Source organism: Streptomyces sp. NPDC127197, from assembly GCF_042672405.1.
Lineage (GTDB): Bacteria > Actinomycetota > Actinomycetes > Streptomycetales > Streptomycetaceae > Streptomyces > Streptomyces flavusporus.
Window position 1 is genome coordinate 66,475 of the sequence record NZ_JBHXVG010000010.1, and the last position, 15,764, is coordinate 82,238.

At 70.3% G+C, this 15,764-nt stretch carries 12 protein-coding genes and 1 pseudogene; 7 read left to right on the forward strand and 6 right to left on the reverse strand.

The window, feature by feature from the left end; translation table 11 throughout:
• Positions 1 to 170: 170 nt before the first annotated feature.
• Positions 171 to 1,556, reverse strand: coding sequence for a transcriptional regulator (locus ACFVJQ_RS17780; RefSeq protein WP_385511035.1), 1,386 nt, complete (start codon positions 1,554 to 1,556; stop codon positions 171 to 173).
• A gap of 331 nt (positions 1,557 to 1,887) precedes the next feature.
• On the opposite strand from ACFVJQ_RS17780, the gene ACFVJQ_RS17785 reads away from it, so the two are divergent.
• The 3 genes from ACFVJQ_RS17785 (at position 1,888) to ACFVJQ_RS17795 (ending at position 5,059) form a co-directional block, all read left to right on the forward strand.
• Entirely contained in the window at positions 1,888 to 2,541 is a 654-nt protein-coding gene (locus ACFVJQ_RS17785) for a bifunctional DNA primase/polymerase (RefSeq protein ID WP_385784878.1), read from the forward strand.
• 140 nt (positions 2,542 to 2,681) lie between these two features.
• Positions 2,682 to 3,473 (forward strand): ABC transporter ATP-binding protein, encoded by a 792-nt coding sequence (locus tag ACFVJQ_RS17790; protein WP_385511037.1) that lies wholly within the window; start codon positions 2,682 to 2,684, stop codon positions 3,471 to 3,473.
• Positions 3,470 to 5,059: a transporter gene (locus ACFVJQ_RS17795; RefSeq protein ID WP_385784881.1), complete on the forward strand. Its 1,590-nt coding sequence runs from the start codon at positions 3,470 to 3,472 to the stop codon at positions 5,057 to 5,059. Before ACFVJQ_RS17790 ends, ACFVJQ_RS17795 begins: the two co-directional genes overlap by 4 nt.
• 50 nt (positions 5,060 to 5,109) lie before the next feature.
• Here the strand turns inward: ACFVJQ_RS17795 and ACFVJQ_RS17800 are convergent, their stop codons facing one another.
• Positions 5,110 to 6,030, reverse strand: coding sequence for an alpha/beta fold hydrolase (locus tag ACFVJQ_RS17800; RefSeq protein WP_129796319.1), 921 nt, complete (start codon positions 6,028 to 6,030; stop codon positions 5,110 to 5,112).
• 549 nt (positions 6,031 to 6,579) lie between these two features.
• Entirely contained in the window at positions 6,580 to 7,272 is a 693-nt protein-coding gene (locus ACFVJQ_RS17805) for a metal-dependent transcriptional regulator (protein WP_129796318.1), read from the reverse strand.
• A 251-nt stretch (positions 7,273 to 7,523) separates the two neighbouring features.
• Here ACFVJQ_RS17805 and ACFVJQ_RS17810 point away from each other — a divergent pair, with 251 nt between their 5' ends.
• Positions 7,524 to 8,279 (forward strand): SIS domain-containing protein, encoded by a 756-nt coding sequence (locus ACFVJQ_RS17810; protein ID WP_385784886.1) that lies wholly within the window; start codon positions 7,524 to 7,526, stop codon positions 8,277 to 8,279.
• A gap of 7 nt (positions 8,280 to 8,286) precedes the next feature.
• Here the strand turns inward: ACFVJQ_RS17810 and ACFVJQ_RS17815 are convergent, their stop codons facing one another.
• Positions 8,287 to 9,711 carry a PAS domain-containing protein gene (locus ACFVJQ_RS17815; protein WP_385784890.1) on the reverse strand — a complete coding sequence of 475 codons (1,425 nt, stop codon included), beginning with the start codon at positions 9,709 to 9,711 and terminating at the stop codon, positions 8,287 to 8,289.
• Positions 9,712 to 9,858: 147 nt separating this feature from the next.
• Positions 9,859 to 10,695 (reverse strand): GNAT family N-acetyltransferase, encoded by an 837-nt coding sequence (locus ACFVJQ_RS17820; protein ID WP_385784893.1) that lies wholly within the window; start codon positions 10,693 to 10,695, stop codon positions 9,859 to 9,861.
• Positions 10,696 to 10,915: 220 nt separating this feature from the next.
• Between ACFVJQ_RS17820 and ACFVJQ_RS17825 the strand changes: the two genes are divergently transcribed.
• Together ACFVJQ_RS17825 and ACFVJQ_RS17830 are read left to right on the forward strand one after the other, a co-directional pair.
• Positions 10,916 to 12,253: a sensor histidine kinase gene (locus ACFVJQ_RS17825; protein ID WP_385785124.1), complete on the forward strand. Its 1,338-nt coding sequence runs from the start codon at positions 10,916 to 10,918 to the stop codon at positions 12,251 to 12,253.
• A gap of 7 nt (positions 12,254 to 12,260) precedes the next feature.
• Positions 12,261 to 12,944, forward strand: a complete 684-nt coding sequence (locus ACFVJQ_RS17830; RefSeq protein ID WP_385511046.1) for a response regulator — start codon at positions 12,261 to 12,263, stop codon at positions 12,942 to 12,944.
• A gap of 39 nt (positions 12,945 to 12,983) precedes the next feature.
• On the opposite strand, the pseudogene ACFVJQ_RS17835 reads toward ACFVJQ_RS17830, so the two are convergent.
• Positions 12,984 to 13,625: pseudogene (locus ACFVJQ_RS17835) on the reverse strand (phosphatase PAP2 family protein); the annotation flags it as partial.
• 597 nt (positions 13,626 to 14,222) lie between these two features.
• On the opposite strand from ACFVJQ_RS17835, the gene iscB reads away from it, so the two are divergent.
• Positions 14,223 to 15,599, forward strand: a complete 1,377-nt coding sequence (gene iscB / locus ACFVJQ_RS17840; RefSeq protein WP_385511048.1) for an RNA-guided endonuclease IscB — start codon at positions 14,223 to 14,225, stop codon at positions 15,597 to 15,599.
• Positions 15,600 to 15,764 lie beyond the last annotated feature (165 nt).

The window sequence follows — 15,764 nt, forward strand, 5'->3', positions numbered from 1 at the left end:
TCGTCGGCTCACGCTACCGGGTCCCCGGAGCCCGGTGCCACGCACCACAGGACCTGACCTCCTGCCCTGTGACCGCGGTAACAAAACCGGCCCGCGGCACGCTGCTTATGTCACCTCCTGCTCGCCGCCCCCTCGTTTCCCGCACGTTCACGCATGCGCAGGGCTCTTGTTCACGCTGCCGCCTGCAGCTCCAGCCGTGCCCCGAACTCCCGCACCACTGCCTCCTCCTGGAACGGCTCCAGCCGTTGCTGGAAGTCCTCCAGGTACTCGGCGCCCCGGTTGGAGCGCAGGGTCTCCAGGAGGTCCACGGCCTTCAGTCCCGTATGGCAGGCCTGCTCGATCTCACGCTGCTGCACCTGCGCTGCGGCGAGCAGCACATAGCCGATGGCGCGCCTGCGGGCCCGGGACTCGGGGTGCCCGTCGAGGGACTCCTGCGCGTAGCGCGCCGCCGCCTCGGCCTGGCCCAGGTCGCGGTGGCAGTGCGCCAGCTCGTCGGCGAGGTAGGCCTCGTCGAAGTGCGCGATCCACGCCGGGTCGTCCCCGGAGGCGGCGTCCGCCTGCTCCATGGCGCTCACCGCGCGCCCGGCCGCCGACTCGGCGGCCCGCGCATCGCCCATCAGTGCGTGCCCGCGTGCCTCCGCCGCGTGGAACATCGCCTCCGCGCGCGGGGTCACGCGCCCGCGCGCCCCCTCCTGCGCCGCACGCGCCAACTGCGCGATCTCGCGCGGGTTCCCGAGCTGCGCGGCGAGGTGGCTCATGGACGCGGCGAGCACATACCCGCCGTATCCACGGTCGCCGGCGGCCTGCGCCAGCCGCAGCGCCTGGATGTAGTAGCGCTGGGCGAGCCCGGGTTGCCCGGTGTCGACGGCCATGTACCCGGCGAGCTCCGTCAACCGCGCGACGGATGCGAAGAGTTCACGCCCGACGGCCTCCCGGTAGGAGCCGGCGAGCAGCCCGGAGACCACGCTGTTGAGGTAGTGCACGACGACCGGGCGTACATGCCCGCTGCCGTACTGGTGGTCCAGGTCGACCAGCGCCTGCGTCATCGCACGCACCGCGGCGACGTCGGACCGGCCCACGCGCGGTCCCGCCGCACGCGCCACCTGCGCGTCGGGCGCGGAGATCAGCCAGTCACGGCTCGGCTCGACCAGCGCGGAGGCGGCGACGGAGGAGCCGGACAGGAAGTCCCGGCGGCCCACGTCACTGCGCCACAGCTCACACACCTGCTCGATGGCTCCCAGTACCGTCGGCGAGAACTGGAGGCCGACGCCCGAGGCGAGGTTCTTGCCGTTGGCCATGCCGATCTCGTCGATCGTGACCGTACGGCCGAGTTTGCGGCCGAGCGCCTCGGCGATGATCGCCGGGGCCCGTCCGCGCGGCTGCTGTCCGCGCAGCCAACGGGCCACGGACGTCTTGTCGTAGCGCAGGTCGAGACCGTGCTCGGCGCCGCACATGTTGACCCGGCGGGCCAGCCCGGCGTTCGAGCAGCCCGCTTCCTGGATGAGCGCCTGCAGCCGTTCGTTCGGCTGCCGCGCAACGAGAGGCCTTGCGGCCATTGGCGTACCCCCTGTGGCTGCGGTGCCTGCCCACGCACCGAGTTGGTCGGTCTTCCCTGACCGGAACCGCCGTCTTCGTCAGAGACGGCACATTCCGGGCCGTGAAGATCAATGCCCCGCGGACATGCGCACAATGCGAGTCATGCGGGGAATACTGAGGATTGCCGGGGAACGGCGGATGCCATCCCCACCCCTGGCTACCCAGCTCCCACCGCGGATCCTCCCGCGCGCCCCCACACGTGCATCCATGCGCCCCGAACGCCGAACCAATGCTCCTCCCCCGCGCGCGGACTGGCCGTAACCCCAGGTTGGTACGGGAGTTGAGTGGAGCGTGGAAAAGACGATCCCGGCCACCGAAGCCGCCCAGATTCCGAAGCAGCGCGGGGAATCGCTGCTGGACACCGCCGTTCGCTACGCCGAGGAGCGCCACTGGGACGTGTTCCCGGGTACCTGGCTGGAAGCCGTCGACGGGGTGCAGCGCTGCTCCTGCGGTGACGTCGCGTGCGGTGCGCCCGGAGCGCATCCGACGCGCCCGGACTGGGAGACGCTGGCGACGGGCAGCGCGACCGTCGCACGCCGGATGTGGCAGAAGCAGCCGTATGCGTCGATCCTGCTGCCGACGGGCCGTACGTTCGACGCGATCTGCGTGCCGGAGACGGCCGGGTTTCTCGCGCTGGCCCGGATGGAGCGGATGGAGCTGACGCTCGGGCCGGTGACGTTGACGCCGGATCGGCGGATGCAGTTCTTTGTGCTGCCGGGTGCGTCGGTGAAGGTTCCGGACCTGGTGCGCAAGCTGGGGTGGTCGGTTTCCTCGCTCGATCTCGTGGCGTTGGGCGAGGGAGCGTGGGTGGCTGCGCCGCCTACGCGGTTCGGGTCGCGGGGGGCCGTGCAGTGGGCCTGCCGGCCTACGGCTGCGAATCGGTGGTTGCCGGATGCGGAAGAGTTGGTTTCGCCGTTGGCCTATGCGTGCGGTAGGGATCGGTAGCGGTTCGCCCAAGGAGCTGCTTGGTTGGTCTTTGTTCGGCGGCTGCGGGTTGTCTTTGGCTGGTCGCGCCCACGCGGCGGAGCCGCATATCGGCAGAGCCCCGCGCCCCTTGGGGCGTTGGTCCGCCGTAGGGTTTCTGCATGACCGAGGGAGCAAAGACGGGGACGGCCGCCGTGCGGGTGCGGGGGCTTTGGAAGCGGTTCGGGGAGCAGGTTGCTGTCGGGGGGATCGATCTGGAGCTGCCTGCGGGACGGTTCATCGGGCTTGTCGGGCCCAACGGGGCCGGAAAGACCACCACGCTGTCGATGGTGACCGGGCTGCTGCGGCCCGATCAGGGGAGCGTCGAGGTCGTGGGGCACGACGTGTGGCGGGACCCGGTGGAGGTGAAGGCCCGGATCGGGGTGCTGCCCGAGGGGCTGCGGCTGTTCGAGCGGCTGTCGGGGCGGGAACTCCTGGCGTACACGGGCCGGCTGCGCGGGCTGCCCGGCGCCGAGGTCGACAAGCGGGCCACCCAGCTGCTGGACGTCCTCGACCTGGCGGGCGCCCAGCACAAGCTGGTCGTCGACTACTCGACCGGTATGCGCAAGAAGATCGGGCTGGCGTCCGCGCTGCTGCACAATCCCGAAGTGCTCTTCCTCGACGAGCCGTTCGAGGGCGTCGACCCGGTGTCCGCGCAGACCATCCGGGGCGTGCTGGAGCGGTACACGGCCTCCGGCGCCACCGTCGTCTTCTCCTCGCATGTGATGGAGCTCGTGGAGTCGCTGTGCGACTGGGTGGCTGTCATGGCCGCCGGGCGGATCCGTGCCCACGGGCCGCTCGCCGAGGTCCGCGGCGATGCCGCCACCCTCCAGCAGGCCTTCCTCGAACTCGTCGGCGCGGGCGTTCGCGATGCCGGCTCCGACCTCGACTGGCTCGGCGGCGGCGCGCGATGAGCACCGTCACCGGCACTCTGGTCCAGCTGAAACTGTCCCTGCTGCGCAACGGGCTCCGGCAGTCCGCCGGCCGGCGCGCCGCCTACATCGCTTCGGCGGTCGTCACGCTGCTCTTCGCCGCGCTGCAACTGCTCGGTCTGGTCCTGCTGCGCGGCAACGCGCACGCCGACGCCGTGGTCGTCCTGCTGGTGGTGGTGCTGGCGCTGGGCTGGGCGGTGATGCCGCTGTTCTTCCCGGGCGGCGACGAGACCCTCGACCCGACCCGGCTGGTGATGCTGCCGCTGCGGCCCCGGCCGCTGGTGCGGGCGCTGCTGGCGGCCTCGCTGGTGGGGATCGGGCCGCTGTTCACGGTGTGCCTGTTCGCCGGTTCAGTGATCGCCGTGGCGCGGGGGGCGGCGGCGTACATCGTCGGTGTGGTCGCCGTCGGGCTGGCGCTGCTGGTGTGCGTGGCCCTCGCGCGGGCCGTCGCCACCGCCAACATCCGGCTGCTGACCAGCCGCAAGGGCCGCGATCTGGCGGTGCTGAGCGGGCTGGTCATCGCGGTCGGGGCGCAGGTCGTCAACTTCGGGGCGCAGCGCCTGGGTTCGTCCGGGCTCGGACAGCTCGCCCCGGCAGCCGACGTGCTGCGCTGGGTACCGCCCGCCTCGGCGATCGGGGCGGTGGACGCGGTCAGCGAGGGCTCGTACGGGATCGCGGCAGCCCAACTCGCGCTGTCCGTCGTGGCGTTGGTGGCACTGCTGGCGATGTGGGCGCAGCATCTGACCCGGCTGATGACCTCACCGGACGGGTCCACCCTCCAGGCCGCCGGCGACGCCACCGTCCGCGACCGGCCGTCGACGGGCCTCGCCCGGCTGCTGCCCGCCGGACGCACCGGCACCGCCATGGAGCGCAGCCTGCGCTATGTGTGGCGCGACCCCAAGACCAAGGCGGCCTGGGTGACCTCGCTGGCCATCGGGCTGATCGTGCCGGTGTTCAACGCGTTGCAGGGCACCGGCTCCATCTACTTCGCCTGCTTCGCCGCCGGCATGCTCGGCATCCAGATGTACAACCAGTTCGGCCAGGACACGTCCGCGTTCTGGATGGTGGCGATGACCATCTCCTCGACGCGTGACGCCTACGTCGAACTGCGCGCGCGGGCCCTCGCCCTGCTGGTGATCACGCTTCCGTACGCCGCGCTCGTCACCGTCCTGACGACGGCGATGCTCGGCGACTGGGCCCGGCTGCCCGAGGTGCTGGGGCTGTCCTTCGCCCTGCTCGGCGCGATGCTGGCGACCGGCGCCTGGACGTCGGCGCGCTTCCCGTACTCCATCCCGCAGGAGGGCTACAAGAACGTCGCCCCCGGGCAGGCCGGGCTCGCCTGGATCGCGATCTTCGGCGGGATGGTGGCCGCGGCCCTGCTGTGCGCCCCTGTCATCGCCGTGACGATCTGGATCAACACCAGCGCGGGCGGGGACGCGTGGAGCCGGCTGCTGCTGCCGGTGGGCACCGCCTACGGTGCGGCGATCGCGTATCTGGGGCTACGCCTGGCGGCGCCGCGTACGGCAGAACGGCTGCCGGAGATCCTGACGGCGGTCAGCAAGGGGTGACGGACCGGGGGTGCCCGACGCCGGGCACCCCCTGGCGAGCACCGTGCGCGTCAGGTGCCGAGTACGTCGTCCAGGAACGGCTCGATCGCTGCGCGCCATGCGTCCGGCTGGTCGTAGTGCACGAGGTGGCCGGCGTCGGCCACCTCCGCGTACTCGCCGCGGGGCAGGACGCGGACCATTTCCTGCGCCTCGGCCCGGCCGAGTTCGCCGTCGAGGCCGCGGACGACCAGGGCGGGGCACTGGACCTGGGCGAGTTCCTCCCAGTGCGCGTCGTAGACCCAGGTCTCGCGGGACTTCAGCATCTGGTCGGGTTCGAAGACGGGCCGCCAGCCGTCGGGCGACTCGTGCATCACCTCGGCGTAGAACTCGCCGCGGGCCGGGTTCGGCCGCTCCACCCAAGGGTCGTCCTCGCCGAACCACTTGCGGACGTCGGCGAGGGTGGCGAAGGGCACGGGCCAGGCCTTGAACCAGGCGGCCCACTCACGCTGCGAGGCCGCGCCCAGCGCGGAGGCCCGCATGTCGCAGATGATCAGCCCGCGCACCAGGTCGGGGCGTTTTGCGGCCAGCTGCCAGGCGGTCAGGGCGCCCATGGCGTGGCCGATGAGGACGGCCGGGGTGAGACCGAGCTGTTCGAGCGCGGCCTCGGCGTCGTCCACGTACGCCTCACGGGTGAAGGAGACCTGCGGGGACTTGTCGCTCTGGCCGTGGCCGCGCTGGTCGAGTGCGACGGCGCGGTGACGTTCGGAGAGCCAGCGGGCGGTGGAGGCCCAGTGCGAGGCGCGGGCCATCAGTCCGTGGAGTAAGAGCACTCCTGGTGAGGGGTCGCCGTCGGACGGTGCCGGATCGGGATCGGCCCCGGCCGGATCGAGGTCCGCCCTGGCCCGGTCCGGGTCCGCTTTGGGCGGGTCGCCGAACTCCCAGGCCGCGAGTCGTACGCCGCCCGCCCCGGTCACGTCGATGCGTCGCGCCATTGATGCTGGCACCCCCCAAGCTTCGCTCGGCCTGCCTGCCGTCGTAGGTACCGCCCGTGCCTGCCTGTCCTACCGGTACTGCTTGTACTACCGCACTCCTCGCGGCTCGCGCCGCCCATCCCCCCATGGGCTTCACCCGCACCCGAAGACTATCGAATAGCTTTTCGAGAACGGGCTTTCTGCGAGCAACACCCCTCCTTCGAGTGACGCCGCTCAAGGAATGATCCCCGCCGTCGAGGGGAGATGTTCTGCGGGGGGCGGACCGCTCGGGGAAACCGGTCCGTGAGGAATGACCCTGAGAGCTCGGGGCTCCGGGTCAGCACAGGGGAGGACAGGCCCCGGCGCCGCACGGCGCCGGGGCTCTCCACTCGACTCCGGCACATCCACCCGCCCCCTCCGGCCATACGCCCGGTCATATGCCTCACGCGACAGCCTCGCACGCGGAACGCCCGTGCGCTGCAATTCGGCACAGGGAGACCCGGATTCGACGAGATCGACGGCGCGAGGACCCAACTCCCCGCAAATTCCCGGTAGTTGAACGGTTGCCGCTCAGCGCTTGGCGACGAAGACGTGGGAGGCGACGTCCGACTCCAGTTCGGCAGCCTCGCCGCCGCTGCCCACCAGCACACCGCCGGCCGACTCCGTCACGCTCACCACCGAACCGGGCTGCACACCCGCCCGGCGCAGCGTGTACATCAGCTGCGCGTCCGTCTGGATCGGCTCACCGATCCGGCGGACGACCACGGTCTTGCCCTCCACGCCCGGGTCGAGGTCGGCCAGCGACACCATCCCCTCGTCCAGGAACGGGTCGGCGCCGTCCTTCTCGCCCAGCTCCTCCAGGCCCGGGATCGGGTTGCCGTACGGCGACTCGGTGGGGTGGCGCAGCAGCTCGAGCACCCGCCGCTCCACCGCCTCGCTCATCACGTGCTCCCAGCGACAGGCCTCCGCGTGCACCTGCTCCCACTCCAGGCCGATCACGTCGACGAGCAGACACTCGGCAAGCCGGTGCTTGCGCATCACGCGAGTCGCCAGCCGGCGGCCCTCGTCGGTGAGCTCCAGGTGCCGGTCGCTGGCCACGGACACCAGACCGTCACGCTCCATCCGCGCCACCGTCTGGCTCACCGTCGGCCCGCTCTGGTCGAGCCGCTCGGCGATCCGGGCGCGCATGGGGACCACGCCTTCCTCCTCGAGCTCGAGGATGGTGCGGAGATACATCTCCGTGGTGTCGATCAGTCCGGACATACGTGCCCCTCGATGAGATCTGCCGAAGGCTCGACGGCTCTCCGGCGCGTGCGCTGGCCCTGGCTTCAATTCTGCCGGATACCACCGACAACCGTGCCGCGCCGTTCAAACCAGACGGTTACATGCTGGTATGCGACGGCCGTGAGCACACCGTCGACGCCGCCGTCACCCCCGTATTGACATCCCACTGGTCCAGACCGCACCGTGATCCGCGACACCGGCACGCACAGCAGCGCAGCGAAGGAGCTCGCATGGGCGACAGCAAGCTGGCCGACCAGTACCTCGACGCCGCGATCGGCCTGCTGCACCGCATCCGCGACGAGGAGGCCGAGCCGATCGCGGCCGCCGGCACGCTCCTCGCCGACACCGTCGCCGCCGGCGGCCGCCTCTTCGCCTTCGGCGCCGGGCACTCCTCCCTCGCCGCCCAGGACATCGTCTACCGAGCCGGCGGACTCGCCCTGATGAACCTACTGGCCGTACCCGGAGTCGTCGGCGTCGACGTCATGCCCGCCACCCTCGGCTCCGCCCTCGAGCGCGTCGACGGCCTCGCCACCGCCGTCCTCGACTCCTCCCCGCTCCGCGCCGGTGACGCCCTGGTGATCATCTCCCTGTCCGGCCGCAACGCCCTCCCCGTGGAGATGGCCATGCACGCCCGCACCCTCGGCGCGAAGGTCATCGGCGTGACCTCCGTGGCCTACACCGCCCGGACGACGTCCCGCCACGCGTCCGGCACCTACCTGAAGGACCACTGCGACATCGTGCTGGACTCGAAGATCGCGGTCGGCGACGCCGAACTCACCCTCGACACCGTCCCCGCCCCCTTCGCCCCCGCCTCCACCGTCGTGACCACCGCCCTCCTCCAGGCCGTCATGGCCACGGCAGCCGGCACCCTCGCCGACCGCGGCATCGAACCCCCACTGCTGCGCTCCGGCAACGTCGACGGCGGCCACGACTGGAACGCCCGCGTGCTGGAGCAGTACGGGGACCGGATCTTCTACCAGCACTAGGACAGCACTAGGGCCTGTCGTCCGGCGGCAGCAGCCCCGCCAGGTCCAGCGCCGTCGCGATCCGTACAGCTACATCCTCGGCGTACGCCGTGTCCGACCGCTCGAACGCGCTCCGCCCGCTCCCCCGCAGGAACGTCACGACACCCAGCGTCCGCGCCCGGCTGCGCAACACCGCGCACAACGCGTGCACCGCATCGGCCGGCCACTGCCGGGACACCGCCCACGCGCGCGCCTGCTCGGCCGCCACACTGCCGACACTGGCCCGCACCGTGCCGATCCGCTCCACACACTGCAACGCCGGATGCCCCTCGGCATACCGCACCGGCAACCCCGCCGCACCGGCCGGCAGACTCGGCCCCGGCGCACCCGACGGCGTGGCGGCCACCCGCACCAGCCGCACCTGCCCCGCGGGCTCCGTGTCGGACAGCGCACCGCCCGCCACCCGGTCGATCAACGCATGGTCGGCGAAACCGGCCAGCGCGAAATCGAGATGGACGGTCGCCGCCTCCGCCGGGTCCTCACACTCGGCGGCCGCACGGACCGCCCGGTGCAGCTGATTGCTGCGGAACCGCAGCAGCGCCGCCTCCTGCTCACCCTGCTTCGCCTCCGTCACGTCCTGGAACAGCCAACCCACCCCGAGCGGCACCGGCTCCTCCGCGAGCGGCGAGGCCAGCCGCAGAAACCCACTGCGCCAGCAGCGCCGCTTGTCGCCCTCCGGCGTGCGCACGCTCACCCAGATCTCGGCCGGCGCCGGCGGCGCACCCTCCGCCAGGACGTGCGTGAAGGCACTCTCCAACTCCTCCACACCCTGCGCGAGCAACTCACCGAGCGGCCGCCCCAGCACGGACGTACGCCCCGTGCCCAGCGCGCGGGCCGCATGCGCGTTCACCACCGCCGGCCGCAGATCGGCGTCGACGAGGACCACACCCCAGCTCGCATCCTCGAACAGGGCCTCGCTCAGCGCGATGGACCGCTCCAGGTCGATCTGCGCGTGCACCTCACTGAACGCGCAGTACACCCCCGCGGGCTTCCCGTCCGGCCCGCGGACGGCCGCGGACTGCGTCCGGACGAGCACCCGCCCGCCGTCCTTCGTCAGCAGCGCGAACTCGTGCACCTGACGGCCGGGCGCGTCCATGGCGGACATCAGCCGCCCCTCGACCTCCTCGGCGTCGGCGCTGCGCACCGCCCACCCGGCGAAGCCCTGCCGCCCGACGGCCTCCTCCGCCGACCACCCGAGAATCCGCTCGGCCTCACGGTTCCAGTGCGTCACGACCCCGTCGGCGTCGAAAGCGCACAGCGCCGCATCCATGCCGTCCAGCAGGGCGGCAAGCAGATCCGAACCACCCGAACCCTCCGGGCCGTCCGGGCCGTCCGGCCCGGGCTCGTCCGGTCCCAGTTCGTCCGTGGTCCCACTACGCCGGGAAGCACTCACCTGGACCCCCTGCAGGCTGCGTCCGCACGTACGGCACGTCGCTTCGCTCACTTGCAATCATTCAACTCGAACGTGATGCAGCCCACACCTGGTTCCCGCAAGATTGCAGGAATCGTTGTGCGGCGGAAACCGGACGACAACCCACCGCTAACACCCGGTGACCGACAGTCGAAGATCGACCCACTCGTCCCGCTCACCGTCCAGCACATACCGCTCGACCTCGACGAACCCACGAGCCCCCGCGAACCGCAACCCGTCCTCATTGACCGCCAGCACGCACGTCTCGACCGCATCGGCACCCAGGACGCGCGCGTGCGCCAGCCCGTTCTCGTAGAGCAACGTCCCGATCCCCCGCCCCCGCCACTCGGGCAGCACCCGCGCGATCACGGTCACCACCCCCGTCTCCCCCTCCGGCGGCCGCACGGTCGAACACCCCACGAGCACATCACCGACGTACGCGTTCTCCAGCCGATAGCGCCCACTGCGCTCCCGCACCTCATCGAGAGAGAGCGCGGCCGGCGGCACGATCACGTTGTGCACATGCCGCCACTCCTCGAGCATGGCCTCGCCCTCGACGGCCTCGATCCGCACCCCGGAGACCGGCCCCCGCCGCGCACACACCTCGATCTCGATCTTCATACGAGGATCCGCGAGCCCGCACACCATCATCGTGGCCGCCGGCCGCACCTCCCCGAAACACCGGCGCAGCACCGGCCAGCACGGCTCGAATTCCTCCCGCTCGGGCAGCAGATACCGCACCCGCACCACATCGGCGAACGTGCACCCCGCCTCCGCCAACGCGGCACCTATGTTCCGCAGACACTGCTCGGCCTGCTCCACCACATCGTCCGAGATGGTCATGCTCGCGTAGTCGAACCCGGTCGTCCCCGACACATGCACCCAGTCCCCGTCGACCACGGCCCGGGCATACCCGATCCGCTCCTCGAACACCGACCCACTGAGCACCACCCGCCGCTTTGTCATGCACGGAACGCTACGTCGCCATGGAGGGATACGTCTCACAGTCGACGATCACTCTCAGCCTCACGGATTGGACTTTCGGCAGTGTCGAGCGGCCTCCGATGTCCGTACCGTCGCCTCCGTGGACAGTACGGTGATCAAAGGTGGGGCGCCTGTTTCCCGAGGGGCTCCGGATCCGGGGAGCCTTCTGACCGCGGCCGCGGTGACGTTCGCCGGTCTGAGCATGGTGAACCTGTGGTGGGCTGTCCCCGCTGCGGTCGCCGCATTTCTGGCGGGACGGCGGCCCGGACGGACCCGTTCGACGATGCTCGCTCTGGGCGCGCTTGTCTCGGTCGGTGTGGTGGCGCTGTCCGTCGTACCTGGCTGGCTGCCGCGGGGGAGCCGGTTTGTGGCGGTGGTTGTGGTCGCCACGATGCTTCCCTGGTTCGCAGGCCGGTTCTGGCGGCAGTACCAGGAGCTCGTCCGGGCCGGTTGGGAGCGGGCCGAGCAATTGCAGCGTGAGCAGCGGCTGGTCGCCGACGAGGCCCGGCTGCGCGAGCGGGCCCGCATCGCTCAGGACATGCATGACGTGCTCGGTCATGACCTCAGCCTGATCGCGCTGTCGGCCGGTGCCCTGAAACTCGCGCCTGGGCTCGACGAACACCATCGACAGGCCGCAGGAGACATCAGAGCGAGAGCTGCGGCTGCGGTGGAACGGCTCGGAGAGGTGATCGGTGTCCTGCGCGAGGAGACCGAAGACGCGCCGACACGGCCGTCCGGGTCCGGTCTCGCGCATCTGACCGCCGAGGCGTCCGCGTCCGGGCTCATGGTCGAACTGCACGTCGACGGCGAGGCCGACGGTCTCCCCACGGTGGCCGAACGGGCTGCTCACCGCGTTGTACAGGAGGCACTGACCAACATCGCCAAGCACGCGCCCGGAGCAAAGGCGACCATCCACGTGACACATACGCCCACAGAGACAAAGGTCGTAGTGGAGAACGGCCCGCCCTCCAGCACGGCCACTATCCAACCGCCGGGCGGAGGACGTGGCCTCATCGGCCTCGACGAACGGGTGCGGTTGGCCGGCGGCTCTTTCGAGTACGGTCCGAGCGAGGGAGGCTTCGCGGTCCTCGCACGCATTCCGCGCACTCCCCCATCACAGCTCCCCCCACCCACCACACCCCCGACCTCACCACCAGGCAGCGAACTGCTGCCAGGACATCGCCGTGCCCGGCGCCGCGTCCGCCGGGCCCTGCTTGCCACGGTCATGCTGCCCCTGTTGACAGGCGCCTTGCTGAGCGGAGCGCTCACGGGGTGGGAGATGCTGACGGCGTCGCAGTCGGTCCTGGAGCCGGGCGACTACGCCCGCCTGCGCGTGGGGCAGGATCGCTCCGAGCTGGAGCGTCTCCTGCCCAACCGCCAGACGAGCCACCGCCCCCTGGCTCCGGAACCGAGAGGACACGGCACGACGTGCGAGTACTACGCCATGACGGCCGACCGCTTCGACGATCGTTCCGGAGACGCCTACCGGCTCTGCTTCCGGGACAGCACACTGGTGTCCCTGGACGCCCTCACCCCATGAGCGTCCGATGATCCGGGTGCTGATCGCCGACGACGAAGCGATGATCCGTGCGGGAGTGCGGGCCGTTCTTTCCACCGATCCGGACATCGACGTCGTCGCCGAGGCCGTCGACGGGCACGACGCCGTGGAACTGGTTCGGCGCCACCGCCCCACGGTGGCCGTACTCGACATCCGCATGCCGGGGATCAACGGCATAGAGGCGGTGGCCGAAATCCGCAGAACAGCGCCGGCCACAAGCGTCATCATGCTGACGACGTTCGGTGAGGACGACTACATCCTCCAGGCTCTCGGCGGTGGCGCAGCCGGCTTCCTGATCAAGTCGGGCGAGCCCGAGGAACTGATCGCGGGAGTCCGGGCCGTGGCCGAGGGAGCCGCCTACCTGTCACCGAAAGTCGCGGCCCGAGTCGTCGCGCACCTCGCGGCGACCGGCGCGGGCACCCTCGCCGGCCGGCGCTCCGCTGCCCGCGACCGGGTCCACTCCCTCACTGCTCGGGAACGGGAAGTACTCGCCTTCCTCGGCAGCGGACTGTCCAACGGGCAGATCGCCCGACGGCTGCACGTGGTGGAAGGGACGGTCAAAGCCCATGTGAGTTCCATCCTGGCGCGTCTCGGCGTGGACAACCGAGCTGCTGCTGCGGTCGTGGCTCACGAGGCCGGGATCGTAGCTCCGCCAGCGCCTCCCCAACCGTGACACCAGCAGCTCAGCAAGTGGCAAGAACACGAGCAGCACGGCCGCCACCACCGCGCCGCCGAGAATCGCACCGGCCAGCACATCGTGCGGGTAGTGCACCCCCACGAGGACGCGCAACAGCGCCGCCACCCCGGCCAGCGGCAGCGTGACCACAGCGAGGCGCGGCCACAACAAGGCCAGCCCGACAGCCAGTCCGACGGCCAAGGTGGCGTGATTGCTCGGGAACGACCAGTCCCCTGCACGAGGGCATTCCGCAATCACGTCGACCCCTGAACGCAGCGCACGGCAAGGCCGCTCCTCGTCCACCACCAGCTTCACCGCTTCGCTGACTGCATACGCCGCCACGGTGCCGACGCCGGTCAACACGGTTCCGGCAGCCCCGCGTGCGTCGTGCCGGCGGATCCCGCTCCACCACATCCATGCCAGCAACACCCCGAGGATCACCAGAGTGCCCTCACCTGCTGCTTCCAGGACCGCGTCCAGCCACGACGGCGCGTCCGCCACCGTCCTGGTCACCGAACGGTACACAGACACCGATGCTCCGCCCGTAACCTCAACCGTGTCGGCCTCGCCCAGCCCACCCGGGGAAAGCCAGGCAACCACACCCGCCGCGACACCCAGCATCCCGACTGTGGTCAATAACCGACCGGCCCGGGTCATCTCTCGCTGTTCTCGTTCCATGGGCCGAACGTAGAAGCGGGGACAGCCCCGAAACCCGAGCCCATCGGCAACCCCCGATCTTGACGATCGTCAGGGTTGACGTCTAAGAGCCACCCGGCTACCCAAACTCAGTAGCAGCAAGATCGGCCACAGATTCGAGGAATCCGGCGAATTCGCACGAAGAGGCGACTTCCAGCAGATCGAGCCCTCAGGGAGATCTTGGTCACTAGCGTCGCCTTCACACACGAGAAGGGAGGTCACTCGCTCCTCGGCCGCAAGGTCGTCGAGTGACCAGCCCCAGTCATCACGATCCTGAGGATCAGGGAGGTGCGCCCGATGACTACGTTTTCTGCAGGCGAGCAGACCCACCAGGCTGTGCTTCCTCAGCAGCCTGCTCTGGAATCCGTGGGAGCAGACACCCCTGGGAGCAGGGACGAAACGGCTCACGGACACCCCGCCACCGTACGGGGCACCGGCAGGGAACATGGGCGAGGGGAGACCGGCGGGCAAGGCACCCGAGCCCGTCGGCGTCACGCCAAGAGCGCCGCCACGGCGGCGAACGCGGCAGAGATCGGGAGCGGTGACGCTCCCCCGCACGACCAGTCGTATGAAGGCGGCATGGGCGCGAGCAGAGTCTTCGTACTCTCCAAGGACGGGCAGCCCCTCATGCCCTGCCATCCCGCCCGCGCCCGCGAACTGCTGCGCAAGGGCCGGGCCGTAGTCGCCCGGCAAGTGCCCTTCACCATCCGATTGAAGGACCGCACACGCGCCGAGTCGGAAGTCGACGGCGTGCAGTTACGCATCGACCCTGGCTCCAAGGGCACAGGCCTCGCCCTCACGGACGAGAAAAAGGAGACCGGCGAAGACGGCGCCATCGCCACCATCCGACGCGGACTGATCTCGGTCGAACTCCAGCACCGCAGCGACCAGATCCGCGCCTGCATGCAGCAACGTGCCGGATACCGACGGCGCAGGCGCTCGGCCAACTGCCGCTACCGATCACCCCGCTCACACAACCGCGTCCACCCAGCAGGATGGCTGCCACTCTCTGTACGCCACCGCGTCGACACCACCCTCTCCATCGCCAGCCGCCTGTGCCGATACGCACCCGTCACCGAAATCCACCTCGAACGGGTCTCCTTCGACACCCACTCCATGAGCGCGGGCAAGCCGCTCAGAGGAACCGAGTACCAGCAAGGCCCCCTCGCCGGAACCAACGCTCGCGCGTACCTGCAAGCCAAATGGAATAACGCCTGCGCATACTGCGGTGCCACCGGCGTGTCCCTGAACATCGAGCACGTCAGGCCTCGCAGCCGGGGAGGTTCCAGCCGGATATCCAACCTGGTCCTCGCCTGCGTCCCCTGCAACCAGACCAAGGGCAGCAAAGCCGTGGAGGTCTTCCTGGCCGACCGACCCGACCGCCTCGCCAAGATCCGCCAACAGATCAAAGCACCGCTCGGTGACGCCGCTGCCATGAACGCGACCGGCTCGCAGCTCACCGAAGCACTCAGCACGCTCGGCAGACCCGTACACACCTGGTCGGGAAGGCTCACCAAGGCCAACCGCAGCGCCATGGGCCTCGCCAAGACCCACACCATGGACGCTCTGTCCATCGGGCCTCTTGATCACGAGAGCGGCGACCGGATCGTACGGTTCCCCAAACAGGTCCTGGTTGCCAAGGCCACAGGACGGGGCTCCTACGCCCGCACCACTCCCGACCGCTACGGCTTCCCCCGCCTGCGGCGGTCCCGCACCAAGCAGCACTTCAGGTATGTCACCGGCGACCTCGTACGGGCGGTCGTGCCCTCAGGCAAGTGGGCAGGCACGTGGACCGGCCGGATCTCGGTCCGCGCCAGGGGCCAGCACAGCCTCGCAACGCCGTCGGGCCGGATCAACGTCTCCCACTGGAATCTGCGGCTCCTCCAGCGGGGCGACGGATACGGCTACAGCATCCGCCCCGAGCCAGCGCCGTCAACATCTCGGAAATTCGGTTGATTGGCGATCGACCGGTTCGTAGTGTGTTGCCCACGTACGAAAGGAGGTGATCCGGTACATGTATGAAACCCGGACGCGCGAGGTGGCTGCGGGCTAGCGGCCCGCCACCACACCCAGTGCGGTGCCGGACCGGCACGTGCGAGCTACGTGCAGCCGGCCTAATCC